Below are 26,378 nucleotides of genomic sequence, written 5' to 3' on the forward strand. Positions count from 1 at the left end.
GATCCGCATGACCGAGGCATTCCTCGTCGGAGGCGCACGCACCCCCGTCGGCCGATACGGAGGCTCCCTCGCTTCCGTCCGCCCCGACGACCTCGCTGCGATCGTCGTCGCGGAAGCCGTGCGTCGGGCGGGCATCGACGCCACCTCGATCGAGATCGACGAGGTGATCCTCGGTGCGGCGAACCAGGCCGGTGAGGACAACCGCAACGTCGCGCGGATGGCGGTGCTGCTCGCCGGACTCCCCGACACGGTCCCCGGCATCACGGTGAACCGGCTGTGCGCCTCGGGGATGTCCGCCGTCACGATGGCCGCGCAGGCGATCCGTGCCGGTGACGCCGACATCATCGTCGCGGGCGGCGTCGAATCCATGACGCGAGCACCCTGGGTGCAGGCCAAGCCGGAGAAGGCATGGGCCAAGCCCGGGGCCGCCTTCGACACCTCGATCGGCTGGCGCTTCCCGAACCCCCGGCTCCAGGCTCGGGACAAGGCGACCTTCACGATGCCCGAGACCGCGGAAGAGGTCGCCCGCGTCGACGGGATCACCCGCGACGAGGCGGATGCCTTCGCTCTGCGCTCCCAGCAGCGCGCCATCGCGGCGATCACCGCGGGCCGCTTCGCCCCCGAGATCGTCGGTGTCCCGGTCGGCACCGCAGAGGTGCGGGTCGACGAAGGCCCGCGCCCCGAGACCACCCTCGACGCACTCGCGCGGCTGCGTCCCGTCGTCGCCGGAGGCACGGTCGTGACCGCCGGCAACTCGAGTGCGCTCAACGACGGCGCCTCGGCGGTGGTGGTGGCGAGCGCCGCCGCGGTCGAACGCTACGGCCTCGTGCCGCGCGCCCGGATCGTCGTCGGCACGAGCGCCGGCCTCGCCCCCGAGGTCATGGGCCTGGGCCCGGTCCCGGCGACGCAGAAGGCGCTGCACCGCGCCGGCCTGTCGATCGACGACATCGGCTCGATCGAGCTCAATGAGGCGTTCGCGACGCAGTCGATCGCGTGCATCCGCCGGCTCGGACTCGATGAGGAACGGGTCAACGCCGACGGGGGCGCCATCGCGCTCGGCCATCCGCTCGGTTCGTCCGGCTCGCGGCTGCTCCTCACGCTGCTCGGTCGCATGGAGCGCGAGGGTTCTGTGCACGGACTCGCGACGATGTGCGTCGGCGTCGGCCAGGGCGCTGCCGTGATCCTGGAGAAGGTCTGATGCCCGCCGAGATCGACCCCGAGACACCCCTGCTCATCGAACGCCGCCCCGACCGGGTGATCGCCACGCTGCATCGGCCGCACAAACGGAACGCGATCGACCAGGCGACCATCGATGCGCTGCACCTCCTCTGCGCCGAGCTCGAGGAGACGCCGCGGACCCTGATCCTCACCGGAGCCGACGGCGTCTTCGCCGCAGGTGCCGACATCGCCCAGCTGCGCGAGCGCCGGGCCGCCGACGCGCTGCGCGGCATCAACGCGAACGCCTTCGTGCGCATCGCCGAGCTGCCGATGCCGGTCATCGCGGCGATCGACGGCTACGCCCTGGGCGGCGGCGCCGAACTCGCCTATGCCGCGGACATCCGGATCGCGACGCCCGCCCTCGCGATCGGCAACCCGGAGACGGGTCTCGGCATCATCGCCGCGGCCGGCGCGAGCTGGCGGTTGAAGGAGATCGTCGGCGAGGCCAGGGCCGTCGAGCTGCTCCTCACCGGACGCACCGTGACGGCGGAGGAGGCCCTGCGCATCGGCCTCGTCTCGGCGATCCACGAGAGCGCCGACCTGCTGACCGCGGCCGAGGCGATCGCCGACCGAATCGGCCGCAACGATCCCGCGGCGACCATCGCGACCAAGCGCGTGTTCCGCGCTCCCCGCGACCGCCACCCCGCCGTCGACCTGGAAGCGCAGGCCGAGCTCTTCGAGAGCCCGGAGAAGTTCCGACGGATGACCGACTTCCTGGAACGGAGAGACCGATGACCCAGAGCAGCAGCAGCGCTCCCGCCCATGTCGGAGTGCTCGGCGGTGGACGCATGGGCGCCGGCATCGCCCACGCGTTCCTCCTCGCGGGCTCCCGGGTCACCGTGATCGAGCGCGATGAGATCGCCGCCGACGCTGCCGCCGCGCGCGTGCTCTCGTCCGTGGATGCATCGATCTCCCGCGGCACGGCGCACGAGGCCGGCGACGCCTACCGGGCACGCTTCGAGACCGGGACGGACACTGCGCTGTTCGCTCCCTGCGACCTCGTCGTGGAAGCCGTGCCCGAGGATCTCGCCCTCAAGATCGACGCGCTCACCCGCGTCGAGGCCGCGATCGGCCCCGACGCCGCACTCGCCTCCAACACCTCATCGATCTCGATCGACGAGCTCGCGGCGACACTCGACCGCCCCGAACGCTTCCTCGGTATGCACTTCTTCAATCCGGTGCCGGCCTCGACGCTGGTCGAGATCGTCCGCGGCGCGGCGACCGCTCCCACGCAGGTGGACTCCGCCTGCGGCTGGATTCACGCCCTCGACAAGACCCCGATCGTGGTGACCGATGCCCCCGGCTTCGCGTCGTCGAGACTCGGCGTCGCGATCGGACTCGAGGCGATCCGGATGCTGGAAGAGGGCGTCGCCTCCGCCGAGGACATCGATGCCGCGATGACTCTGGGCTACAAGCATCCGGTCGGTCCGCTGCGCCTGACCGACATCGTCGGGCTCGATGTCCGACTCGGCATCGCCGAGTACCTCGCCGCCCACCTCGGCGAGCGCTTCGAGCCACCGACTCTGCTGCGACGCCTCGTCGCCGAAGGACACCTGGGCCGCAAGAGTGGACGCGGCTTCTACGAATGGGACGCCTGATGAAGGGAACAGACATGACGGAGATCCTCCCCAGCTATCTGCAGGGAGCCTGGTGGACGCCCGGCACCGATACCGACGCGGCCGAGGTGCGCGATGCATCGACCGGCCGGGTCGTCGCCCGCGTCTCGACGGAGGGCATCGACCTCGAGGGCGCGCTCACCTATGCCCGCCGGGCAGGACAGGCCTCGCTCGGTGAGCTCACGTTCCATCAGCGCGCCGTGCTCCTCAAGCAGCTCGCCCTCGCCCTCACCGCGCGCAAGGAGGAGCTGTACGAGATCTCGAGCCGCACCGGCGCGACCCGTCAGGACTCGTGGGTCGACATCGACGGCGGGATCGGGGTGTTGTTCGCCTACTCCAGCAAGGGACGTCGGGAGCTCCCGAACGCGAAGGTCTATGTCGACGGCGGCATCGAGAACCTCTCCAAGGACGGCTCCTTCCTGGGTCGGCACATCTACACCCGACTCCCCGGTGTCGCGGTACAGATCAACGCGTTCAACTTCCCGGTCTGGGGGGCGCTGGAGAAGTTCGCCCCCGCCTTCCTCGCGGGCGTGCCGACGGTGGTGAAGCCGGCCACCCCGACCGGGTATCTGGCAGAGGCCATGGTGCGGATCATGGTCGAATCGGAGCTCCTGCCCGAGGGCTCGCTGCAACTCGTCTCCGGCGGCGTCCCCGGACTCTTCGAGGCGCTCCGGCTGGGAGACCTCGTCGCCTTCACCGGGTCCGCATCGACCGCCGAACGGCTGCGCGCCCACGATGCGGTGCAGACCGGCGGCGTGCGCTTCACGAGCGAGACCGACTCGATCAACGCCTCGATCCTGGGGACGGACGCGGTCTCCGGGACGCCCGAGTTCGACGCCTACGTCCGACAGCTCGTGGCCGAGATGACCACGAAGGCCGGTCAGAAGTGCACCGCGATCCGGCGCGCGATCGTGCCGGCCGAAGCTGTCGACGACGTCATCCGCGCCGTGCAGGCCCGCCTTTCGGAGCGCGTCGTCCTCGGCGATCCGCGCGCCGAGGGGGTCACGATGGGACCCCTCGCCTCGACCGCCCAGCGCGACGAGGTGCTGCGCCAGGTGTCGCGCCTGCAGGACGGCGGCGGCGAACTGGTGGTCGGATCGACCGACGCACCGAACGTCCGTCACGACGACGGCAGTGAGGGACCAGCTCCGGACGGCGCATTCGTCGCGCCGATGCTGCTCCGCTTCACCGACCCCGAGAGCGCGGCGGTCAACGAGATCGAAGCGTTCGGCCCGGTCTCGAGCATCCTCGGCTATCGCACCCTCGACGAAGCGAGCGCTCTGGTCGCCCGCGGTGGCGGATCGCTGGTGACGAGCGTGGCGACGCACGACCCCGAGGTCGCTGTCGCCCTGACCACCGGAATGGCCGCCTACAACGGTCGTGTCCTGTTCCTCGACCGCGATGACGCCCGAAGCTCGACGGGTCATGGCTCCCCGCTCCCGAACCTCGTCCACGGAGGGCCGGGGCGGGCCGGCGGCGGCGAGGAGCTCGGGGGAATCCGCGCCGTCCTCCATCACATGCAGCGCACCGCCGTGCAGGGCTCTCCCACCATGATGACGGCCCTGACCGGGGTGTGGCACCAGGGGGCGGACGCGCGTCCGTACCAGGAGAGCGACGGCATCCACCCGTTCCGCAAGTCCCTGGCCGAGCTCAGCATCGGGGACCAGGTCGTGAGCGGTTCGCGCACCGTGACCCTCGACGACATCGAGACGTTCGCGGCCTTCACGGGCGACACCTTCTACGCGCACATGGACGAGACCTCCGCGGCGGCGAACCCGTTCTTCCCCGGTCGTGTCGCCCACGGGTACCTGCTCGTGTCGTGGGCGGCGGGGCTCTTCGTCGATCCGGCACCCGGCCCCGTGCTCGCGAACTCCGGGCTGGAGAACCTGCGCTTCGTGACGCCCGTCTCCCCCGGCGACGAGATCCGTGTCGAGCTCACCGCGAAGCAGATCACCCCGCGCGAGACCGACGAGTACGGCGAGGTGCGCTGGGACTCGGTGCTGAAGAACCAGCGCGAGGAGATCGTCGCCACCTACGACGTGCTCACCCTCGTCGCGAAGCAGCAGGCGGAGGCTGCCTGAGTCCCCTCGACACCCCCTCCCGCCGTCGACGCCCCCTCCCGCCGTCGAGGCCCCCTTCCGTCGTCGACGCCCCCTTCCGCCGTCGACGCCCCCTTCCCGCTTCCGTCGTCGAGGCCCCCTTCCGTCGTCGACGCCCCCTCGAGTCCGCGTCGCCCCAGCGGGGCGTCGACGACAGGACGGGGCCTCGACGACAGGACGGGGCGTCGGGGTGGCGGGGCCTCGGGGTGGCGGGGCGGCGCGGGATGACGGGATGGCGGGGTGGCGGGAGTCAGCGACGACGCAGTCCGTCGAGCGCGATGGCCACGACGTCGTCCGCCAGCCGATCCGCGCCTTCCCTGCCCCCGGGTCGGTACCACTCGACGATCGAGTTGATCATGCCGAAGGTCAGGCGGGCGACGACGCTGGCGTCCATGTCGGCGCGCAGCGCGCCCTCAGCCTGCGCCTCGGACACCAAGGCCGTGATCCGACGATCGAAAGCGCGACGACGGGTCAGCGCTCGACGCTCCACCTCGGTGTTGCCGCGCACCCGGAGCAGCAGCGTGACCGCCGGCAGCTGCGCGATCAGGACGTGCACGGCGCCGCGGAGCACATGCTCGAGTCGTGCCACGGCGCTGGCCTCGACCGCCGACGCGGGAAGCGGATCGTCCACCACGGCCTCGAGTCCGCTGAGCGCCGCATCGAGAGCAAGGTCGAGGATCTGGTCCTTGGACCCGAAGTGGTGGTAGATCGCGGACTTCGACAGTCCGAGCCGCTCGGCGAGCATGCCGATCGACGTGGCGTCATACCCGTGCTCGTTGAAAGCGGCGACCGCGACCGCGAGGATGCCCTGCTGGTCGTATCCCGGGCGGCCGCGTCGTGTGCTCTGCATCTCTGACATCATGCACAGTCTCGCATCCGATCGTGCCGTGCGGCGGGAGCGGTGGCCGCGAGGCGTGCTCGGCCACCGCTCCCGCGGGTCAGCGCAGGTCGTAGACGCGCTTGTACTTGCCTTCGCTCCGCGGCAGCGTGCCCGGCTCCTCGAGCTGGACGGCGACCGTGGAGCCGACGAACACCTTGATCCGCTGCGCCAGCACCTTCGCCGCGCTGGTGCAGGTCTCGACCGAGAGGTCGGGGTGCCGCTCGATACGCACGGTCATCGTGTCCATCCGGCCCTCCTTGGAGAGCTCCAGGATGAAGTGGGGGGTCAACTGCTCGATGCCGAGCACCAGTTCCTCGATCTGCGTCGGGAAGAGGTTCACGCCCCGCAGGATGATCATGTCGTCGTTGCGCCCGGTCACCTTCTCCATGCGCCGCATGCCGGGCCGAGCGGTCCCGGGCAGGAGCCGGGTGAGATCGCGGGTGCGGTAGCGGATGACCGGGAAAGCCTCCTTGGTGAGGGAGGTGAACACGAGTTCGCCGAGTTCGCCGTCCGGGAGCGCGGCCCGGGTCTCGGCGTCGATGACCTCCGGCAGGAAGTGGTCCTCCCACAGGTGCGGGCCGTCCTTGGTCTCCAGGCACTCGTTGCCCACGCCCGGTCCCATCACCTCGCTGAGCCCGTAGATGTCGAGGGCGTCGATGCCGAGTCGCAGTTCGAGCTCCTGCCGCATCTCGTTCGTCCACGGCTCCGCTCCGAGCACCGCGACCCGGAGCGAGGTCGAGCGCGGGTCGATGCCCTGCGCGACCATCGCGTCCGCGATCGTCAGGAGATAGCTCGGCGTGCAGAGGATCGCGTCCGGCTCGAAGTCGCGGATGAGCTGCACCTGTCGCGCGGTCTGGCCGCCGGACATCGGGATGACCGTGGCTCCGAGCGCTTCGATTCCTGCGTGCGCACCGAGCCCACCGGTGAAGAGGCCGTAGCCGTAGGCGTTGTGCACCTTCATCCCCCGGCGGATGCCGCTGGCGCGCAGTGACCGGGCGACCAGCGATCCCCAGCGATCGAGATCGCCGCGGGTGTAGCCCACGACGGTCGGACGCCCCGTGGTGCCACTGGACGCGTGGATGCGAGCGACGTCCTCCATCGGCACGGCGAACATGCCGAACGGGTAGGTCTCGCGCAGATCGTCCTTCGTCGTGAACGGCAGCCGCTCGACATCGGCGAGGGTGCGGATGTCGTCGGGGTGTACTCCGGCGTCATCGAACTTGCGCGTGTACAGGGGCACGTTCGCGTAGGCGTGGCGCACGGTCTGCTGCAGGCGGGTGAGCTGAAGCCGCTCGATCTCCGCTCGGCTCATGCGTTCCTCGGCGTCGAGCTCGTCGGCCGAGGGCGGGTGGATGCGGGTGGATGCGGCGGTCGTCATCGACACGGGAGACTCCATCGGATCGGGGGGGTCAGAAGGCCTGGTTGGTGGTGCGCGAACGGCCACGGAACTCCGCGACCGTGTCGCCGAGCTCATCGACCACGGTCACGTCATAGATGCCGGAGCGGCCGGCGCGGGTGCGGCGGACGGCCGTCGCGGTCAGCGTCTGCCCGGCGACCGTGGACTTCAGGAACGAGATATCGGCGCCCGCGGCGACCGTGACCCTGTCGTCCTCGTTGCAGGCGATCGCGAACGCGGTGTCGGCCAAGGCGAACACGAAGCCCCCGTGCGTGATGTGGAACCCGTTCGTCATGTCGTCACGCACGCGCATCGAGACCACGGCGTGACCGGGGTCGTCGCGCTCGACGACGAGTCCGAGTGCGGCCGAGGCCTGATCGCGCTCCATCATCGCGCGGTTCGCCCGCACCGCATCCGTGGTGCGCGTCATCGCTTCCGTCATCGTCGACCTCCTCGTCGCGTGGTGCCGCGGCAGCGATGCCCCGACGGGCCCATACTAACTGAACGATCGGTTAGTAATGAAGCCCGATGCGAAGATCGGTCTGCGAGAAGGCGTCAGCCGAAGATCAGCGCGTTGCGCAGGGTGGCATCCTCCAGCGTGATCCCGGTGATCACGGCACCGTCGTCGCCGACCGAGTCACGGTCGAGACGGAAGCGCAGCGTCACACCCTCTCGGGTCGACGACTCGTAGAAGTACTCCCCCGAGGAGACGATACGAAGGTCCGTGCCTTCCGGGAATGCGGCGACGGCGACGGAGACGGGATCCCCGACCTTCACGCCGTCTGCGGACGGAAGCGCCGCTCCGTCATCCGACCGATCGCCGACGGTGTTCGCGATCCCCACGGTGAGGGCCGAGACCAACGTCCCGCCTTCCTGCGTTTCGAGCAGCAGCGACGCGGAATCATCCGCGGCGATCAGTCGCGTCGGTCCCCCCTCCCACTCGGGTTCCTGGATGCGGGCTCCGGGCGCCGCCGCGATCGCCTCGTCGAGCTCGACGCCCAGCTGCACCGGCCCGACGCCCACCGGAGTGATCTGCCAGGCGCTCCACGGCGCGGCCGGGTCGGCTGCCGCGGGCGTGTCGACGGGCGCAGGAGGGTTCGCCGTCAGCTTGTCGATCAACATCCGCCGAGCCTCCTCCGCGCGATCGCGCAGCAGCGCTGCGGCGGCCTCGGCGTCGAACGCCGGCTCGCCGGTGAACGGCTGCCACACCTCGACGATCACGTTCCCGACCGAGACGTAGCTCTTGTAGAGGCTGTGGCCACCACCGGTCGAGTAGGTGATGATCAGCGAGCCGGCAAGGGCTCGGATGCCGCCGTCGCCTTCTGCTGTCGAAGACGCGAAAGTGGCCGGTCCGCCGAACTCGAATTCGACGCACTGCGCCGCCGCATCGACATACTGATCCATTCGGGCCTTCGCGGCCTCTTCGTCGGCGAACTGGAGCACGTGGAGCCACCCGTCACTCCCCTCCTCCGCCGTCGTCCAGGTGACGGAGCGCGCACCGATCGACCCCAACGAGGTCTCGGCCGCGAGCGCGCTGCAGATCGCGGGAACAGGCTCGGGGCCACCTCCATCGGAGACCTGGATCAGGGAGGAGACCGCCGGGCTGACCTCTCCGACATCGGGGAGCATGGCCGCGATCTCGTCGGCACTCAGGAGGAACCAGTCCAGCTCGTCTCCGACGAAGGCGATCGGCCCCGCATAGGGATCGGGCGTCGGAGCGACCGGAGCGGTGCTGGGCTCCGGCGTCGATTGCGGAGTGGGCGCGCAGCCGGCGAGCGCCACCAGGACACCCACCGCCAGAGCACCGATCACGCTCTTTCGTACCGACAGCTTCTGCGACATGTGTCCCTCCGACTCCTCTTCGGCGTCCGATCCGACACCCCGTTTCCGACGAGCCTAGGGCGAGGCTGCCGACCGGCGACGAGCGCCCAGGATGTCGATATCGGAATGAGACGGTGAACATTCCCCGCCGGGCATGAATCCGGGGTCAGAGAAACTCGGCGTGGGCCTCCCCCGTCCTCGCCACCGCCCTCGCCTCGTCGACGGTGCGTGCGCCGAGCACCGCTTCGGCAGCCCGGCGGCAGTCCTCCTCGCTCACCACGGAGAGGGCCTCGGCGACGCGGCCGAGCGACCGCGGAGTCATCGACAGCGAGGTCGCACCCAGGCCCACGAGAACCGGGGCGAGTGCGGGATCGCTCGCGGCTTCCCCGCACACTCCGACGGACTTCCCGGCCGCCCTCCCCGCCTCGCCGACGATGCCGATCAGGCGCAGGACGGCCGGCTGCCACGGGTCGTTCAAGTCGCCGAGATCACTCAGGAGGCGGTCGGCCGCGAGCGTGTACTGGGCCAGGTCGTTCGTTCCCAGACTCACGAAGTCGACCACCTCGAACAGCTCCGCGGCGAGCAACGCGGCCGAGGGAGTCTCGATCATGATGCCCGCGCGTTCGATCCCCGCAGCACGAGCCCGCTCGGCGAACTCCCGCGCTTCTTCGACCGTCGCGACCATCGGAGCCATCACGTCGACCTGCGCCGACTCCGCTTCTGCGGCCCAGGCGAGCGCCCGCAATTGATCGTCGAGGAGCTGCGGACGACGACGCGCGATCCTCAGACCGCGGACCCCCAGGGCCGGGTTGTCCTCGTGATCCGCATTCGCGAACGGGAGAGGCTTGTCACTTCCGGCATCCAGCGTCCGAACGACCACCTTGCGGCCGGGGAAGGCAGCGAGCACGCCGCGGTATGCGGCGGTCTGTTCCTCGACCGACGGGGCGTCCGCCCTGTCCAGGAAGCAGAACTCCGTCCGGAACAGCCCCACGCCCTCCGCGCGCGCTGCCGCCGCGTTCACGGCGTCCGCGGCCCCTCCGACGTTCGCGAGCAGCGCCACGCGGTGTCCGTCTGCGAGACGCCCGGTCCCGTCGAACTCCACCGCGGTCGCCGCTGCCGCCGCTTCCGCGACCCGTGACTCCGGCGGGTCGACCTCGACCGTGCCGCGGCCGCCGTCGACGAGAAGCGTCGCCCCGACAGGAATGCCGACTGCGCCGGCCACACCGACCACCGCGGGAAGCCCGAGCGAGCGAGCGATGATCGCCGTATGGGAGGTCGGACCTCCCTGCTCTGTCACGAGGCCGACGCACCGCCCCTCGCCGAGCGTCGCCGTGTCGGCAGGCGACAGGTCGGTCGCGACGAGCACGAACGGTTCCTCACGCTCCGGCACCCCCGGCATGTCGACTTGGAGGATCTCGGCGATGATCCTGTCGCGCACGTCACGGATGTCCGCCGCGCGCTCCGCCATGCGACCGCCCAGTGCGGTGAGGCCCTTCTCGTGCGCCAGGCCGGTCTCCCACACGGCACGGGCGGCACTGCGCCCCTTCGCACGGACCAGCGCGGTCGCCTCGGAGACCAGCTCGGGATCGGAGGCGAGCAGCCGCGACGCATCGAGGATCGCCCGCGCCTCCCCCGTGGCCTGGGCAGTGCGCGTCCGCAGCTGGTCCGCCACCGCCACGGCCGCCCATTCGATCGCCGACACTTCGGCATCGCGTTCCTCCACCGCGATGACGGTGTCCGCATCGGGTTCAGCAACGGCCGGCGCGAGGTGCACGACGGGGGCCGCGACCCGACCGGGGCTCACCCCGCGCCCGCGCAGCACAGCGCCGGACGCGATCGTGACCGGGGCGTCCTCGACAGCGGCGGGGCCTTCGGTGGGGGCAGCCGGGGCGGGGGCGGGCGCTGCCGCGTCGGTTCCCTCGCCGAACCCGTCGTCGAACAGCGCGGACAGCCGCTCCGCCACGGTGGCGGCCTGCGCCCCTCTCACCGTCAGTTCGATCTCATCGCCCTGCCGCGCGCCGAGGACGAGGAGACGCGAGAGGCTCGCCGCCGACGCATCGGGTCCGTCGGGAAGTCGTCGCAGCCGCACCTCCGCCCCTGCGGACGCCTCGGCGATCAGGGCGGCGGGGCGTGCGTGGAGCCCTTGCGGATTGCGCACCCGCACACGACGAACGAGCGCCTCGCCTGCGTCCTCGACCGTGGAGGACGACGCAGCATCCGATGAATCCGTCGCGGAATCGGGTGCGGGCGCGGCGTTTTCCGGGACCCCGAGCTGCCCGGTCTTCGCCCCGAGCGCGGAGGTCGCCTCGGAAGCCACCGCATCCAGGTCGCTCCCCGCCGCGGCCGAGACGACGGCGGCGAGCAGCCCCTCCACGAACGGCGCGGGAGCGAGCCGGACCGGTACGTCGCTCGCGCGCAGTTCGAGCGCGAGTTCCGCACTCAGCACCGCCGACCCGAGGTCCATCAGGACCAGGACTCCCTCGCAGTCCGCAGCCAGCTCGTCGATCGCCGCGGCCACCGCCACGGCATCCGTTCCGAGGACCGGCACGCCGTCGCCGTCCACGCCAGCGCCCGCGGCCACCCGCACGCGCACAGCGGGCCCCTGGACCATCTGCAGGGCAAGCTCCAGTGCCGCCTCCCCGAGCCGTGCGCTGTGGGAGACGGCGACGATACCGATCATCAGGCGCTGCCCGCGACCGCCGCGGCGAGCGTGTCGAAGAGGATCGCCGTGGACGCCGCCCCGGGGTCGAGGTGACCGGCGCTGCGCTCGCCGAGATAACTCGCCCGTCCCTTGCGTGCGACCAGCGGCAACGTGGCGTCTCGGCCCTTCTCTGCGGCATCGGCCGCGGCGGTGACGGCGTCCGCGACGGTCGAGCCCTCGGCGAGCGCGGCGTCCATCGCGTCGACGGCCGGCGCCATCGCATCGAACATCGTCTTGTCCCCCGCTTCGGCCTTGCCGCGCGCGACGATGCCGTCGAGCCCCGCACGCAGCGCGGTCGCGAGGGCAGGGCCGTCGAGCTCGGACACCGCGCCCGCAGCCATCCCCATCCGCAGGAAGAAGGTGCCGTAGAGCGGTCCGCTGGCCCCACCGACGGAACTCACCAGGGTCATGCCGACCGTCTTCAGCAGCTCGTCGATCGTTCCGGGTGCGCCCCCTGCGAGCTTCTCGCCGACGGCACTCATCCCTCGGGCCATGTTCGCACCGTGATCGGCGTCGCCGATGGCCGAGTCGAGTTCCGTGAGCCAGTCACGCTTCTCGGTGACGGCCGTGCCGAACCGGGAGACCCAGTCGGCGAGGACGGCGGTGTCGACAGCAGCCATCAGGCGCCCCACCGCAGACCGGGGGTGTTGACCGGCGCGTCCCACAGACGCAACAGCTCGTCGTCCGCCTTGAGCACGGTGACCGAGCATCCCGCCATGTCGAGCGAGGTGATGTAGTTGCCCACGAGGTTCCTGGCGATCTGGACCCCGGACTTCTCGAGGATCGCCGCCACCTCGCCATACATCAGGTAGAGCTCGATGAGGGGTGTCGCGCCCATGCCGTTGAGCATCACGATCGAGGGGCCGGTGGCGTCGAGGTCGGCGAGGATCGGCTCGACGAGCTGCCGCGCGATGTCCGCCGCGGGGGCCAGTGGTTCACGGTGACGGCCCGGCTCACCGTGGATGCCGATGCCGATCTCCATCTGATCGTCCGGCAGATCGAAGGTGGGCTTCCCTGCCGCGGGCACGGTGCAGCTGGTGAGCGCCATGCCCATCGAGCGGCCCTGCCCGTTGATCTTCTCGGCCAGCGCGACGACGGCGGCGAGATCGCGGCCCTCCTCCGCGGCGGCACCCACGAGCTTCTCGAGCAGCACGGTCAGACCGACACCGCGACGCCCCGCCGTGTACAGGGAGTCCTGCACCGCGACGTCGTCGTCCACGGTGATGCTGCCGACCTCGATCCCCTCCATCGAGGCGAGCTCGGCGGCCATCTCGAAGTTCAGCACGTCGCCCGTGTAGTTCTTCACGATGTGGAGCACACCGGCCCCGCGATCCACGGCCTTGGTGGCCACCTGCACGCGGTCCGGCGTCGGGGAGGTGAACACCTCTCCGGCGACCGCGGCATCCAGCATCCCGGTTCCGACGAAGCCGCCGTGCAGCGGCTCGTGACCGGAGCCGCCCCCGGAGACGATCGCGACCTTGCCCTGTGCCTTCGGCGTCGCGCGAGTGATCACGTGGTTCTCGAGGTCGACGGAGAGCTCGGGATGAGCGAGCGCGACACCTCTCAGAGATTCGACGAGAACATCTTGCGGGGCGTTGATGAGCTTCTTCATCATTCGATCTCCTTTGATCCTTCGTGGTCTCTTTCGCAAAATCCGAAAGGAATTCGTTAATGTCGAATATGCTCGGAGCCAGCCGGGTTGTCAAGATCATTCGTGAAGCCCGGCTGCACTGACACCGGCTCGACGACGCACCGGAAGGAGGGCTCCCCGTGATCCAGGCGATCGACCGCGCGGCGAAGATCCTCGAACTGCTCCAAGGGGCACGCCATCTCGGCATCACCGACCTCGCTGCAGCGCTCAGCCTGCCGCCGTCGACCGTGCACGGGATCGTCAAGTCGTTACGCGCGCACGGGCTCGTCGCGAAGGAGCGCGGGGGCCAGCGCTACATGCTCGGGCCGACGCTCCTGCGCCTGAGCAACGTGTACCTCGACACCCTGGATGTGCGCGCGCGGGCGATGCGCTGGACGCAGGAACTCGCACGGCGCACGAACCTCTCGGTGCGGCTGGGGGCCCCGCACTTCACCGATGTGCTCGTGATCCACCACAACCTGCGCCCCGACGACAGCCAGCAGATGCTGGAGACCGGGGTCGCGATCCCCGCGCACGCCTCGGCGATGGGCAAGGTGCTGCTCGCCTACGACCAGGGCTTCCAGCAGAGCGTCTTCGAACAGCCACTGCGCAGCCTCACCGGCGACACGATCACCGATGTCGCACGGTTGACCCTGGAGCTGCCGTCGATCGCCGAGCGCGGGACCGCCGGTGAGTTCGACGAAGCCGTGCTCGGGGAATCCTCGCTCGCCGCACCGGTCGCCGATGCCTCGAACGACATCGTCGCGGCCGTCGCCGTGGTGCTGCCCACCTCGCAGACCCCGGCCTCGGACGCGATCCTCAACGCCCTCCGCGAGACGGCCCGCAACATCTCACGCGAACTCGGTGCCACCACCTGGCCGCCGCGCGTCGCACCCGCCGACGACTGACCGCCGCCGACTGACCGCCGCCGACAGGCCCGCGTCATCCGCGCAGCGCCAGCGCGAAGGGCAGAACCTCGGTCGCCCCGGCCTGTCGGAGCACGCGGGCCGCGACCGTCATCGTCCACCGGCTGTCCACCAGATCATCCACGAGCAGCACGGGCCCCGACGGCACCTCGAGGTGCTGAGCGCTCAAGCGATCCCAGAGTCCGGCGAGACGGAAGACGCTGTTCCCGCCCGGTCCGCCGGAGGGACCGCCGCCGAGGGGCTCGAGCGCGCCGAGGTACGGCAGGCGCCCGACCTCGGCGAGACCGCGGGCGAGCGAATCGACCATCACGGGGTGCGAGCGCGACGGCAGAGCGACGACGGCGACCGGCCGCTCGGCCCACTCCCACCCCGCGAGCACGCGGATGCACGCCTGGAGCAGTTGAGGAGTGACCTCGGTGTCGGGGGCGCCCGCGGCGAAGATCTCGCGCAGAGCCCCTCCCCAACCCAGATCGGTGAGGCGCGCCAGCGCCCGCCCCTCGCTCGCCTGCTCGTCGGCGGGGATCCTCCCCTTGACCGGCACCTCGAGCCGGTCGGCGCCGGTCGGCCAGGCACGACGGGGCTCGATCGGGACACCCACCCGGTCGAGGGACTCCGCGGCCTGCGAGCTCGCGGACTCCCCGACCTCCTTCGGGAACCATCCGCCTGCACAGTTGTCGCACCGCCCGCAGGGCGCAGCCGTGTCATCGTCCAGCGCCCGCTGCAGGAACTCCATGCGGCACCCGTCGGTCTGCTCGTACTCGATCATGTGCTGCTGCTCGGCGAGACGCTCGGCGGCGATCCGTTCGTAGCGCTCCGCGTCATAGCTCCATGGTTCGCCGGTGGACACCCACCCGCCCTGCACGCGCCGGACCGCTCCGTCGACATCGAGCACCTTGAGCAGCAGTTCGAGAGGCGTGCGGCGGATGTCGACCATCGCCTCGAGCGCCGGTGTCGAGATCGGTGTGTCACCGAGGGCGCCGATGACCCGCTCCGCGCGCTCACGGTCGGGCATCGACGCCGTCGCGAAGTAGTGCCAGATGTCGCGGTCTTCGACGCCGGGCAGCAGCAGCACGTCGGCGCTCTCGCTCGCACGACCGGCACGGCCGACCTGCTGGTAGTACGCCACGGGTGACGACGGAGCACCGAGGTGCAGCACGAAACCCAGATCGGGTTTGTCGAACCCCATCCCCAGGGCACTCGTGGCCACCAGCGCTTTGACCTCGTTGCGCTTGAGCAGGCCTTCGGATTCGGCGCGTTCCTCGGTGTCGGTCTGCCCGGTGTAGGCGCGCACGTCGTGACCGTGGTCGCGCAGCAGGCGGGCGGTGTCGACGGCGGCCGCGACGGTCAGCGTGTAGATGATGCCGGAGCCGGGGAGGTCATCGAGGTGGCTCAGCAGCCAGGCGAGGCGGCTCGTCGAGTCGCGCAGGCGCAGCACACCCAACCGCAGCGATGTGCGCGCGAGCGGTCCGCGGATCGTGAGCACCGGTTCGGCGGCCGCTTCACCCGAGGGCTGGAGGGCGCCGAGCTGCTCGGCGACGTCGGCGACGACGCGGCTGTTCGCCGTGGCGGTGGTCGCGAGCACCGGCACGTCGGCGGGCATCTGCGCGATGAGGTCACGCAGGCGTCGGTAGTCGGGACGGAAGTCGTGCCCCCAGTCGCTGATGCAGTGCGCCTCGTCGACCACGAGCATGCCGATGCGACGCACCAGCGCGGGGAGCTGCTGCTCGCGGAACGCGGGATTGTTGAGCCGCTCGGGTGAGACAAGCAGCACGTCGACCTCGTCGCGGTCGAGCTGCGCGAGCACGTCGGTCCACTCATGGGCGTTCGTGGAGTTGATCGCGACGGCCCGGACGCCGGCCCGTTCGGCGGCGGCGATCTGGTCGCGCATGAGTGCCAGCAGCGGCGAGACGAGCACCGTCGGTCCGGCCCCCTGCCTGCGCAGCAGAAGCGTCGCGACGAAGTACACCGCCGACTTCCCCCACCCCGTGCGCTGGACCACGAGCGCCCGGCGGCGCGCCTCGACCAAGGCCTCGATCGCCTCGTACTGGCCGTCGTGGAAATCGGCGTCGGGGCGGCCGACCAGTTCGCGCAGGGCGGCGAGTGCGGGCTCGCGGGTGTCGGCGGAGACGGAGGAGGTCATGTCCCCACTCTGCCCCACGCCGCCGACACGGTCGGCGGTCCCGTCGTCTAGCGTGGGGAGATGATCACACGCGAGCTCGCCGTCGCCCTGCGAGAGGCCGGGCTCGTCTGGCATCCCGCCGAGGGCGACCGCTTCCAGCTCGATCTGCCGGACGAGGTCGAACTCGAGGCCGAGGCCGACGTCTTCACGGTCAGCGAGATGACGATCGAGGCCCGACAGACGCCGAGTGGCACGGATCTGGCGTTCAACGGCACGACGGAGTGGGCGCTCGATGCGGTCACGCTGGCGGACGCCGTGTGGCTGCCGAGGGAGGACCAGCTGCGCGAGCTGCTGCGTGGCACGTTCCGCGCGCTGGTGCGCCTCGACGACGCTTTCCGCGTCGACATCGAGATCGCCGACGCCGCGCTCTCGTTCGAGCATCCGGATCCGGCCGAGGCGTACGGGCGCGCACTACTCGCGTTGATCTCGCGCTCGCACTGAGCACCGTCTTGAATCCGATGCTCCTCTGTGTCAGAATTACCTAACGATCGGTCAGTAAAGATGACCGGATGTTGAGGAGTCGACGATGACCAGTCCCGCAGACCTGTCCCTGGTGGGCGACCTCTCCGATGAGGAGCGTCTCTTCGACGAACTCATCGCGAACGAACAGCGCATCGAACCGCGCGACTGGATGCCGGATGCCTACCGCAAGACCCTCGTCCGTCAGATCTCGCAGCACGCGCACTCCGAGATCATCGGCATGCAGCCCGAGGGCAACTGGATCACCCGCGCCCCGAGTCTGAAGCGCAAGGCGATCCTGATGGCGAAGGTCCAGGACGAAGCCGGCCACGGTCTCTACCTGTACTCCGCCGCCCAGACCCTGGGTACCACCCGCGACGAGATGATGGATCAGCTCATCAGCGGCAAGGCCAAGTACTCCTCGATCTTCAACTACCCCACTCCGACCTGGGCCGACATGGGCGCGATCGGCTGGCTGGTCGACGGTGCCGCGATCTGCAACCAGGTGCCGCTGTGCCGCGCATCCTACGGCCCCTACGGCCGTGCGATGGTGCGCGTGTGCAAGGAGGAGTCCTTCCACCAGCGGCAGGGCTTCGAGATCCTGCTCACCCTGATGCAGGGGTCCGAGGAGCAGCGCGAGATGGCCCAGGACGCCGTGAACCGGTGGTACTGGCCGAGTCTCGCGATGTTCGGACCGCCCGACGACCAGTCCCCCAACTCGGCCCAGTCGATGAAGTGGAAGATCAAGCGGTTCTCGAACGACGAGCTGCGCCAGCGCTTCGTCGGAATGCTCGTGCCTCAGGCCGAGATCCTCGGAGTGACTCTGCCCGATCCTGACCTGCGCTTCGACGAGGAGAGCGGCCAGTACGTGATCGGCGAGATCGACTGGGACGAGTTCTTCGAGGTCGTGCGCGGCAACGGCCCGTGCAATGCCGAGCGCCTCGAACGCCGACGCACGGCACACGAAGAGGGCGCATGGGTCCGTGAGGCCGCGGCGGAGTACGCACGCAAGCAGTCCCTGAAGACCAAGGCGGTGGCATGATGGCGACGCCGGGAGCGGACGAGCGGGAGCCGTGGCCGCTGTGGGAGGTGTTCGTCCGCGCGAACCGCGGGCTGAGCCACGTGCACGTCGGATCGCTCCATGCGCCGGATGCCGAGATGGCGATCCGCAACGCGCGCGACCTGTACACGCGCCGCGGTGAGGGCGTCTCGATCTGGGTCGCACCGGCGGAGGCGATCACCACGAGCGACCCCGACGCCAAGGGCGCCTACTTCGAGAGCCCGGCCGGCAAGAACTACCGGCACGCCGTGTACTACACGGCTTCAGAGGGAGTGCCGCACCTGTGAGCGCCCCGCACCCGGAAACCGCGCACGAGGACATCGACGTCCACGGCGACGTCTCGGTCGACGAGCTCCGCCTCTCGCAGGAGCTCTCGGGCACCGGGGCGATCGCCGCCTCCGCCGACATCGCCGAGTACGCGCTCCGCCTCGGCGACGACGCGCTCATCCTGTCGCAGCAGCTCGGCGCCTGGATCTCCCGGGCACCGGAGCTGGAGGAGGATGTCGCGCTGGGCAACATCGCCCTCGACCTCCTCGGCCACGCGCGGTCTTTCCTCCACTACGCGGGGTCGTACGACGGCCGCAGCGAAGACGAGCTCGCTTTCTTCCGCGATGAGCCCGAGTTCCGCTGTGCGTGGATCGTGCAGCAGCCCAACGGTGACTTCGCCCAGACGATCGCCCGGCAGTTCGTCGTCGCCACCTTCATGTTCGAGCTCTACTCCGCACTGCGCGCCAGCAGTGACGAGACCTTCGCGGCGATCGCCGAGAAGTCCCTCAAAGAGGTCGACTACCATCGCGATCACGCCGTCCAGTGGGTCCTGCGCCTCGCCGGCGGCACCGAGGAGTCGCGCGCCAGGATCATCCGGGCACTCGGGGATGTCTGGCCGTATGTCGACGAGCTGTTCCGCGACGACGACCTGATCGACCGGCTCGGCGCTGCGGCCGTGCGTCCGTCGAGTCTCCGTGCCGGTTTCGACGGCGTGGTCGACACCGTCTTCGCCGAGGCGGAACTGTCGATCCCTGCCGTCATGCCGTCCTCGGCCGGCGGGAGGCACGGCGCCCACGCCACCCCGCTCGGTCACATCCTCGCCGAGATGCAGGTGCTCGCGCGACGGCATCCGGGGGCGACATGGTGACGCTCACTCCGACGCAGGCTGCCTGGCGCATCGCCGCCGCCGTCCCCGACCCCGAGGTGCCCGTCCTCACGATCGAGGACCTCGGCGTGCTCCGTGCGGTCGAGGTCGACGGCACGCGGGTCCACGTCGACATCACCCCGACCTACAGCGGGTGCCCTGCGATGGACACGATCCGCGACGACGTGGTGCTCGCCCTCACCGCGGCCGGCTTCGACGAGGTCGAGGTGCGCCTGGTCCTCTCCCCCGCCTGGACGACGGACTGGATGACGGATGCCGGCAAGACCAAGCTCGCGGAGTACGGCATCGCGCCGCCCTCCGGCCGCGCCGCCGTGTCGACCGGCCCCATCCGCGTCTCGCTGAGCGTGCGCTGCCCCCGGTGCGGCTCGCTCGATACCCGTGAGGTCTCGCATTTCGGCTCCACCTCGTGCAAGGCGCTGTTCGAGTGCCGTGCCTGCCTCGAGCCCTTCGACCATTTCAAGGTGCACTGACATGTCGCTCTTCACCTCCGCTCCGCCGCCCGTTCCGCGCGCAGCTGCGCCCCGCGCCGCCGCACCCCGCGCCGCCGCACCCCGCACGCGCGCCCGGTTCCACACGCTCGTCGTCGAAGACGTGCGTCCGCTCACCGACGACTCGGTCGAGGTGACCTTCACCGTGCCGGCGGCCCTCGCCGACGAGTACGACCACCTTCCCGGTCAGTACGTGGCGCTGCGCACGACCCTCGACGGCACCGAGGTGCGGCGCTCCTACTCGCTGTGCCGCGCCCCGGAGCACCGTGACGACGGACAGGACACCCGGCTGAGCGTCGCCGTGAAGCGTGACGAGGGCGGGCTCTTCTCCACCTGGGCCCAGACCGGCCTGCACGCCGGATTCGAGATCGACGTGATGAGCCCCCAGGGCACCTTCACCTCGGCGCTCGACGACCTCGATGACCGTCACGTGGTGGGGATCGCCGCCGGTTCCGGCATCACGCCGCTGATGGCGCTCGCGCACACGGTGCTGAACCGGTCCGACTCGTCGCGGTTCACCCTGCTGTACACGAACCGGGCGACGCTCGACGTGATGTTCTTGGAAGACCTCGCCGACCTCAAGGACCGCTACCCGACCCGGCTCGTGCTGCACCATGTGCTGTCCCGTGAGCAGCGCGCGGCGCCGGTGCTCTCCGGGCGGATCGACGAAGAGAAGCTCCGCACGATCCTCGGTACGCTCATCCCGCCGTCGACCGTCGACGAGTGGTTCCTGTGCGGGCCGCTCGCCCTGGTCGATCTCTGTCGCGAGGTGCTCGCCGACGTCGGAGTCGATCGCTCCCACATCCGGTTCGAACTGTTCACGACCGGTGACGAACCGGCACGTGCGGCCCGGCCGGTGCAGGTGCGTGCCGGCGAGAAGACCGTACGCATCGAAGTCACCCTCGACGGTGTCTCCTCGACCGTGGAGAGTCCGGTGGATGCGCATGAGTCGGTGCTCAACGCGGCGTTGCGCGTGCGCCCCGATGCTCCGTTCGCCTGCGCGGGCGGCGTCTGCGGGACCTGCCGCGCCCGGGTGCTCGAGGGCAGCGTCACCATGACCGAGAACTACGCCCTGGAGCCCGACGAACTCGAGCGCGGATTCGTGCTCACCTGCCAGTCCCATCCGACCAGCGACCGCGTGGTCGTGGACTACGACGTCTGACCCGGAGGCCCCCATGATCGACCTCACCATCGCCGACGACGTCGCGACGATCGTGCTGAACGCGCCGTCGAAGCTGAATGCGCTCGACGAGCGGGCCCTCGCCGAGTTGGAATCCGCATACATCGAGGCGGAAGGCGCGGGTGTACGGGCACTCGTGCTCCGCGGAGAGGGGCGCGCCTTCTGCGCCGGCCGTGACATCTCCGGGGTCGACCCCCGGGACGACGATGTGCTCGGCTACCTCGGCGGCCTCGTGACGCCGCTGCTGCAACGGATGTCCCGGTTCCCCGCCCCGACGTTCGCGGTCGCCCACGGCGCCTGCCTCGGCGTGGGGCTCGGTCTCCTGATCGCGACCGATGTCGTGTACGTGGCCGAGTCGGCGAAGGTCGGCTCCCCGTTCGCGGCGCTCGGTGCGACGCTCGACTCCGGCGGCCACGCGCTCTTCCTCGACCGGCTCGGCGCGCACAAGACGCTCGACCTGATCTACACGGGGCGCCTGATGAGCGGGGCCGAGGCCGTGGCGTCCGGCCTCTTCTCGCGCGCCTTCCCCGACGACGAGGTCGTGCAGGCGACGACCGATGCCGCTGCCGCCGCCGCGCGCGGAGCCACCGCAGCCTTCCTCGCGAGCAAGGAGCTGGTCGCCCGCATCCGAGACGAGCGGCTCACGCTGTGGGATGCGGTGGGCATCGAGAACGCCGCGCAGGCCGCCCTCTGCGACACCTCCGACTACCGCGAAGGGTTCGCCGCCTTCCAGGAGAAGCGGAAGCCGGAGTTCCGCGGGCACTGAGCGCGCCGGTCAGCGCACCAGCTGACTCAGGATCGTCGGGTCCTTGATCTTGTCGTCGGCGGCGAGCATCACGACCTTCGACACGATCTCCGCCGTCCGCGGATCATCGTCGACGAACGGGAGGAAGACCCGCCCACGGTGCTGCGCGCTCACCGGGATGATGAACAGCGTGTTGCCGGGGATGCGATGCACGATGCCCGATCCGAGGTGAACCGAGTACGTGCCCAGCGCGCCCTTGATGCGCACGTGATGCCCGTCGGTCTCGACGTTCCGCATGCCCAGGAGCCGGCAGGTCTCGTCGACGATGCGCGCTCTCAGCTCGATTGTCGACTCTGAGCTCTGCGGGTCGACACCGCTCACATGGGCGACCGACACCACGAGATCAAGGTCTCGCATCGCCTCGGAGAACACCCGTGGGGGGACCTCCGACAGCGGGATCGCGAGACGCGAACCGACGTGCCCGAACCGGACGTCGTCGGTCACGGCCTCTTCGACCTCGCCCGGGGTCCCCCAACCACCCGAGGTGTTGCAGAACGCGGTGATCTTCTCGTTGTGGAAGGTGCGCTCGTAGCCGAACCCGTAGTCGCGCACCCAACCGCGAGCGGTGAACAGCGCGGAGGCCCGACGCGAATCGAGCTGGTGGCCGACATACCTCCGCGACGAGATACCCTGCTCGGTCTGCTCGTTGTCGTTGAGGACGTACAGTTCGCGGAAGACCTGCTTGAACGGCTGCGGCCGACCGCGGGTCATGACCGCGTGCTGCAGATCGGGCCAATCGCCGCTCGCCAGCAGATCCAGCGGATGAGCGATGCGCAGACCGCCGACGGCACGGATCACCGATTCGTCGGCGAGCACGAGCTCGTCTCCTGCCGCGCTGAGGAATCCGGCCCGACCCTCACCGTCGACCATCACCAGTTCCGGCAGCATGCGGCCCAGGACGGGATGCGCCTGCAGGAGTGCCAGCTCCTCCGCATCGATGACGTCACCGAGCACACAGGCGGCCTCGAGGGATTCGCGCATCCGCTGCGTCTGCTTCTTGAGCTCGCGTGCGCGAGCGATCAGGGCCGCGATCTCGTCCACCTTGCGGCTCTTCGCCGGCACCGCGGCGAGCGTCTTCCCGGCGCGGTCGACCTCGAGGACCGGCAGGCCGAGGTCGTCGATGCTCAGGCCCACCGTCACATCGCCGTCGACGGCGGTGACGGCACCGCGGCCGAGATCTGCGGAGGTCCTCGCCTCCATCGCCCAGGTCAGACGCTGCGGATCACGGTACCCGGCCGCGCGCGCGAGGTTCTCCAGCGCGGTGTGCACCGCCGCCGTCTCGGCTGCGCGACGCTGCGGTCCGGAGGTCTTGCCCGTACGGACGAAGCCGCGAAGCACCTCGTAGCGGCGCAGCAGCTCGTCCGGATCGCCCGACAACGGCAGCAGGCCGTAGGCGCGGACGGCATCCTGGTGCCGCTTCTCGTGCATGCGCGGGAGCAGCTCGTCTTCACCGGTCCGGCCACGCAGCACGTTCGCGAACAGCTCCGCCTGCGTGTGCTGCCCGGCCGACGACGCGTACTTCGCGGCCTTGAGGATGCGATCGAGCCGGTCGTCGCCCAGCTCCGCGTGCATCCGCGAGAACCACTCGACGTCGGAGCTGCCTCGTTCGCGATCCTCCTCGGACACCGGGGTGCGCCGCTGGATCTCACTCGATCGCTCCTTGCGGATCCGGACTCCGATCTCGTGCCCGTCCACCGGGGTGTGCGCGTGGATCCACCAGACCGCAGAAGCGAACCCCGGCCAGCCGAGGTACTCCTCGAACAGCTGCGCCCACTGCGGAGAGTACATCGCGGTCTCGATGATCCGACTCTCCGGGATCTTCGCGCCGGCGAAGGCGCGGGCCACGGTCTCGGCGGTGTCGTCGGCGGCAGGGTGGTGGATCCGCACGAGGTACGAGAACACGCCCTCCCGCTCCTTGGCGTACAGGTAACGACGCACGAAGGGGCGACGCCCCAGCGCGCGGAGCACGGCGACCAGGCTCTCGGCACCGGTCGCCCGCTGCAGCGACATGGCCATCTCCGAGAACGGCGTCTCGAACTCACCCCGGGGAAGCTCGAGGTCGACCACCGCGCGCTGTACGCCGTCCACGACCGCCTGAACCTGAGGAGAGGCCGACGTGATCCCGCTGAATTGCGCCAGGGGGTTCGTGTCGCCGTTGCGGAGTTCGCAGCGCAGCGCGGGCCGGGTCACGACGAGGTCGACGAGGTCCGCACGGCTGGCGATGCCCCGCTCGAACGCCTCGGTCACGATGTTGACAGGTGGACGGAACCGGAACGGCTGATCGACGACCATCTCCACCACGCCCCGCCGGGACGGATCAGTGAGTTCGACCCTCGGTCCGTCCCACTGATCGACGGCGCCCTCCGGCTCGTCGAGGAAGCGGAGCGTCCGCCACAACCGCGTCAGTTGCCCGTCGTCGAGCACGGCGGGATCCAGATAGCCGCGCGCGAGATCAACGGTGACGAGGTTCTCGCGCGGATCGGATCCGACGCGCGCGCGATCCTCGTTGAACCGCACATTCCGCGGGCCGATGAGCGCTCCGCTCGGCAGCTCCGATGCTTCTAGCTCGATCAGGTCGAGCACCGGCTCCACCCAGGTCGGCCGCCATTCCCGACGAGCCAGATGTCCGAGCAGAGCGACGCGGAGCTGGCGGTTCGTCGTCGCGGTCTCCTCCCCCAGGTCTCCGAGTACCTGCCGCGCCCGCGCGTCTCCGCCGGCACGGAGCAGTCGGAGGAGGACGAGTTCGACACCGCCGTCGACCAGGTCGCCGCTGACGCGCTCCCACCACGGCTGCACGAGGGCCTCGAGCGGCATCGATCCGTCGTCGTTTCGCGCGATACTCGTGATGTTGGAGAGAAGCTCCACTCCCCCGCGCGTGTGCACCTCGACATTCGCGTGCTCGTCGAGCCAGGCACCGAGCGACTGCCAGATACGCCGGGCGCCCGGGTGGTAGATCGCCCACTGCGATGCCGGCGGCGGGGTCGGACGGATGGCAGGGGTGCGGTCCTCGACGCCATAGCGCAGGAGCGCGGGCCGCTGCGCGGTGGCCGACGACCCGCCCGCGCCGGCGACGGGGGCGTCCTTCGGTGCCACGTTCTTCGGCGCCGCCGCGTCCATCGGCGGCGTTCCCGCGGCGCTCCCCGTGAGCCCCGCGAGTTCGGCGAGCTCATCGGCTGCGCGTCGCTGCTCGGGCTTCCCGGCGCGCAGGCGTCCCAGTGTCGCTCGCACGTCTTCGGGGGTCTGCTTCTGCAGAAGTCGGAGCGCCGTCTTCCGGATGTCATCGGTCTTGCGCGTCAGGGCCTTCTCGAGCAGCAGCGCCTCCGCACCAGTGATCTCATCGACCTCGAGGGCAACGCGAGCTGGGGTGCGCACGTGCCAGGAGGCGTCCAGTGCAAGAGCAAAGAGCTCCGCACGATACTTGCTCAGGTTCTTGGCGAACTTCGCCACCGCGTACCGGCGCGCGTCCGCTGACGCGATAGTGAGGTCAATCTCATCGGGGCCCGAAGCCGCCGTGAGGAGGTCGACGAGGTCCGACCGCTTCAGAGCCTCGACGCGAGGCACCAGGATTCCCGTGTCGATGTTCTGCGAAACCCCTACCCCGTGCGCGCGCTCTCGTAGCACGGAGAGCGCTCCCTCCGAGAGCGGAGCCGGCCCGCGTACGAGACCATGGTCGACCCACCAGGCTCCCAGCACGGTGCGGAGCACTGCGAGGTCTTCATCCGCGAAGGCCCTCTCGAGAACATCGGCGGTGGCGGGGCGAGCGAGCATGACGAGAATCCGCGCCGCCGCGAGACGCTTCCCCGCGTCGGGTTCGGCGAGGAGCACGGAGGCGGCGGCGATGGTCGCATCGATGTCGCGGAACGCGAGCGCCCACAGTCCGAGGAATGCCTCGGCAGGCGAACCTGTGCGCAGCTGCTCGGTCGAGAGAGGGGTTCGCATGACCTTCGCAAGCGTCGCGAGGGCTTCTGCAGCCTGAGCGGACCGTCGCGTGTCGAACGGCTCCTGCACCCACTCCGTAAGCGCGCGGATCGTGCTGGAGAACCGCACGAGGTCGTTCTCGACGACGAGCTCGAGCAGCAATGCGAACGCATCGGGGTGACCACCGGAGGCCGCTTCAAGGATCGTCTGCCGCAGCCCCTCGGCCCGCCCTGCCTCCAGTAGCTGCCTGCCGACGAACTCCCACGCCGCGAGGTCATGCGCCGCCAGCAGCGATCGGTAGCCCTCCCGTGACGGGCCGCCGACCGGATGCGTGCCCTCGAGACTGTCGATGAGGATGCGTCGCACCTCGCTATTACCGGCATCGAGCGCCGAGGCGAAGACCTCGCCCAGCGGCGTGTACTCCCCGAAGTACACCAGCCAGCTCGCCTGCCACTCGACCGGATGTGGGTAGTGGTTGACGTGCTTCAGCAGTGTGACGAGCGTCGCCCACCTCGACGACAGGGGGTCGGCGGAGCGCTCGGACCTCGCCTTCTCCCACCAGGCCGCCAGCTCGGTTCCGAGCGGAGGGCACAGCGCGACGAGGACGCTACGGAGTTTTGCATCGGAGAGCTGATCGAGTTCGGTGGCGAGTGACGTCGCTGCCTGTGTGATCTCCTCGCGGACGACGGCGTCGAAGTCTCCCGACCGATCGTTCAGATTCTCCGCGATGCGTCGAGCGAGACGTGGGGCCAGAATCCCGCTCGCACGGATCGGCTTCCGACCGTTGTGATCGCAGGAGCACTTCTTCTGCAGTTCTTGGTTGGCCAGTTCGGCGGTCAGCACTGAGTT

Annotated in this window: 21 protein-coding genes and 1 pseudogene; 12 read left to right on the forward strand and 10 right to left on the reverse strand. The window is 70.0% G+C overall.

Annotation, left to right across the window (positions count from 1 at the left end; genetic code table 11):
* Positions 1-7: 7 nt before the first annotated feature.
* From KV397_RS11755 to paaZ, 4 genes are read left to right on the forward strand one after another with little or no spacing between them, the layout of a single operon-like run.
* On the forward strand, positions 8-1,198 hold the full coding sequence (locus KV397_RS11755) for an acetyl-CoA C-acyltransferase (RefSeq protein WP_261811336.1): 1,191 nt from the start codon (positions 8-10) through the stop codon (positions 1,196-1,198).
* Complete coding sequence (locus KV397_RS11760) at positions 1,198-1,953, forward strand: enoyl-CoA hydratase/isomerase family protein (RefSeq protein ID WP_261811337.1); 756 nt, start codon at positions 1,198-1,200, stop codon at positions 1,951-1,953. The genes KV397_RS11755 and KV397_RS11760 overlap by 1 nt, the downstream gene beginning before the upstream one ends.
* Positions 1,950-2,816, forward strand: a complete 867-nt coding sequence (locus tag KV397_RS11765) for a 3-hydroxyacyl-CoA dehydrogenase family protein (RefSeq protein WP_261811338.1) — start codon at positions 1,950-1,952, stop codon at positions 2,814-2,816. The genes KV397_RS11760 and KV397_RS11765 overlap by 4 nt, the downstream gene beginning before the upstream one ends.
* 14 nt (positions 2,817-2,830) lie before the next feature.
* Positions 2,831-4,915, forward strand: coding sequence for a phenylacetic acid degradation bifunctional protein PaaZ (gene paaZ / locus KV397_RS11770; protein WP_261811339.1), 2,085 nt, complete (start codon positions 2,831-2,833; stop codon positions 4,913-4,915).
* 268 nt (positions 4,916-5,183) lie between these two features.
* Here paaZ and KV397_RS11775 read toward each other — a convergent pair whose 3' ends face one another.
* The 8 genes and pseudogenes from KV397_RS11775 to dhaK form a co-directional block, all read right to left on the reverse strand.
* Positions 5,184-5,792 (reverse strand): TetR/AcrR family transcriptional regulator, encoded by a 609-nt coding sequence (locus tag KV397_RS11775; RefSeq protein WP_081997108.1) that lies wholly within the window; start codon positions 5,790-5,792, stop codon positions 5,184-5,186.
* 79 nt (positions 5,793-5,871) lie between these two features.
* Positions 5,872-7,197 (reverse strand): phenylacetate--CoA ligase PaaK, encoded by a 1,326-nt coding sequence (gene paaK / locus KV397_RS11780; protein ID WP_407665261.1) that lies wholly within the window; start codon positions 7,195-7,197, stop codon positions 5,872-5,874.
* Positions 7,198-7,222: 25 nt separating this feature from the next.
* The gene (gene paaI, locus KV397_RS11785) at positions 7,223-7,651 is read right to left on the reverse strand and encodes a hydroxyphenylacetyl-CoA thioesterase PaaI (RefSeq protein WP_261811340.1); all 429 of its coding nucleotides are present in this window, start codon (positions 7,649-7,651) and stop codon (positions 7,223-7,225) included.
* Between the two features lie 113 nt (positions 7,652-7,764).
* A complete protein-coding gene (locus tag KV397_RS11790) occupies positions 7,765-9,051 on the reverse strand; it encodes a hypothetical protein (RefSeq protein ID WP_261811341.1) in 1,287 nt (428 codons plus the stop codon).
* A 145-nt stretch (positions 9,052-9,196) separates the two neighbouring features.
* Positions 9,197-10,867, reverse strand: a complete 1,671-nt coding sequence (gene ptsP, locus KV397_RS11795; protein WP_407665301.1) for a phosphoenolpyruvate--protein phosphotransferase — start codon at positions 10,865-10,867, stop codon at positions 9,197-9,199.
* A gap of 108 nt (positions 10,868-10,975) precedes the next feature.
* A pseudogene (locus KV397_RS17455) lies at positions 10,976-11,710 on the reverse strand (HPr family phosphocarrier protein); the annotation flags it as partial.
* Positions 11,710-12,351 (reverse strand): dihydroxyacetone kinase subunit DhaL, encoded by a 642-nt coding sequence (dhaL, locus tag KV397_RS11800; RefSeq protein ID WP_131494420.1) that lies wholly within the window; start codon positions 12,349-12,351, stop codon positions 11,710-11,712. The pseudogene KV397_RS17455 and the gene dhaL, both read right to left, overlap by 1 nt.
* Positions 12,351-13,343 carry a dihydroxyacetone kinase subunit DhaK gene (gene dhaK, locus KV397_RS11805; protein ID WP_047522754.1) on the reverse strand — a complete coding sequence of 331 codons (993 nt, stop codon included), beginning with the start codon at positions 13,341-13,343 and terminating at the stop codon, positions 12,351-12,353. Before dhaK ends, dhaL begins: the two co-directional genes overlap by 1 nt.
* A 158-nt stretch (positions 13,344-13,501) precedes the next feature.
* Here dhaK and KV397_RS11810 point away from each other — a divergent pair, with 158 nt between their 5' ends.
* On the forward strand, positions 13,502-14,269 hold the full coding sequence (locus KV397_RS11810; RefSeq protein WP_047522738.1) for an IclR family transcriptional regulator: 768 nt from the start codon (positions 13,502-13,504) through the stop codon (positions 14,267-14,269).
* A gap of 34 nt (positions 14,270-14,303) precedes the next feature.
* Here KV397_RS11810 and KV397_RS11815 read toward each other — a convergent pair whose 3' ends face one another.
* Positions 14,304-16,427, reverse strand: a complete 2,124-nt coding sequence (locus KV397_RS11815) for a RecQ family ATP-dependent DNA helicase (RefSeq protein WP_131494421.1) — start codon at positions 16,425-16,427, stop codon at positions 14,304-14,306.
* Positions 16,428-16,487: 60 nt separating this feature from the next.
* Here KV397_RS11815 and KV397_RS11820 point away from each other — a divergent pair, with 60 nt between their 5' ends.
* From KV397_RS11820 to KV397_RS11850, 7 genes are all read left to right on the forward strand, one after another.
* Positions 16,488-16,907, forward strand: coding sequence for a pilus assembly protein CpaE (locus KV397_RS11820; protein ID WP_153243736.1), 420 nt, complete (start codon positions 16,488-16,490; stop codon positions 16,905-16,907).
* Between the two features lie 85 nt (positions 16,908-16,992).
* Positions 16,993-17,967, forward strand: coding sequence for a 1,2-phenylacetyl-CoA epoxidase subunit PaaA (paaA, locus tag KV397_RS11825; protein WP_261811343.1), 975 nt, complete (start codon positions 16,993-16,995; stop codon positions 17,965-17,967).
* A complete protein-coding gene (gene paaB, locus KV397_RS11830) occupies positions 17,967-18,272 on the forward strand; it encodes a 1,2-phenylacetyl-CoA epoxidase subunit PaaB (protein ID WP_029262355.1) in 306 nt (101 codons plus the stop codon). The genes paaA and paaB overlap by 1 nt, the downstream gene beginning before the upstream one ends.
* Entirely contained in the window at positions 18,269-19,120 is an 852-nt protein-coding gene (paaC, locus tag KV397_RS11835) for a 1,2-phenylacetyl-CoA epoxidase subunit PaaC (protein ID WP_261811344.1), read from the forward strand. Before paaB ends, paaC begins: the two co-directional genes overlap by 4 nt.
* A complete protein-coding gene (gene paaD, locus KV397_RS11840) occupies positions 19,114-19,608 on the forward strand; it encodes a 1,2-phenylacetyl-CoA epoxidase subunit PaaD (RefSeq protein ID WP_047522724.1) in 495 nt (164 codons plus the stop codon). Before paaC ends, paaD begins: the two co-directional genes overlap by 7 nt.
* A 1-nt stretch (position 19,609) precedes the next feature.
* Positions 19,610-20,788 (forward strand): 1,2-phenylacetyl-CoA epoxidase subunit PaaE, encoded by a 1,179-nt coding sequence (paaE, locus tag KV397_RS11845; protein WP_261811345.1) that lies wholly within the window; start codon positions 19,610-19,612, stop codon positions 20,786-20,788.
* 13 nt (positions 20,789-20,801) lie between these two features.
* Complete coding sequence (locus KV397_RS11850; protein ID WP_248569650.1) at positions 20,802-21,572, forward strand: enoyl-CoA hydratase/isomerase family protein; 771 nt, start codon at positions 20,802-20,804, stop codon at positions 21,570-21,572.
* A 9-nt stretch (positions 21,573-21,581) separates the two neighbouring features.
* Here KV397_RS11850 and KV397_RS11855 read toward each other — a convergent pair whose 3' ends face one another.
* A complete protein-coding gene (locus KV397_RS11855) occupies positions 21,582-26,372 on the reverse strand; it encodes a DUF4132 domain-containing protein (RefSeq protein ID WP_261811346.1) in 4,791 nt (1,596 codons plus the stop codon).
* Positions 26,373-26,378 lie beyond the last annotated feature (6 nt).

Source organism: Microbacterium aurugineum (genome assembly GCF_023101205.1).
GTDB classification, from domain to species: Bacteria; Actinomycetota; Actinomycetes; order Actinomycetales; family Microbacteriaceae; genus Microbacterium; species Microbacterium aurugineum.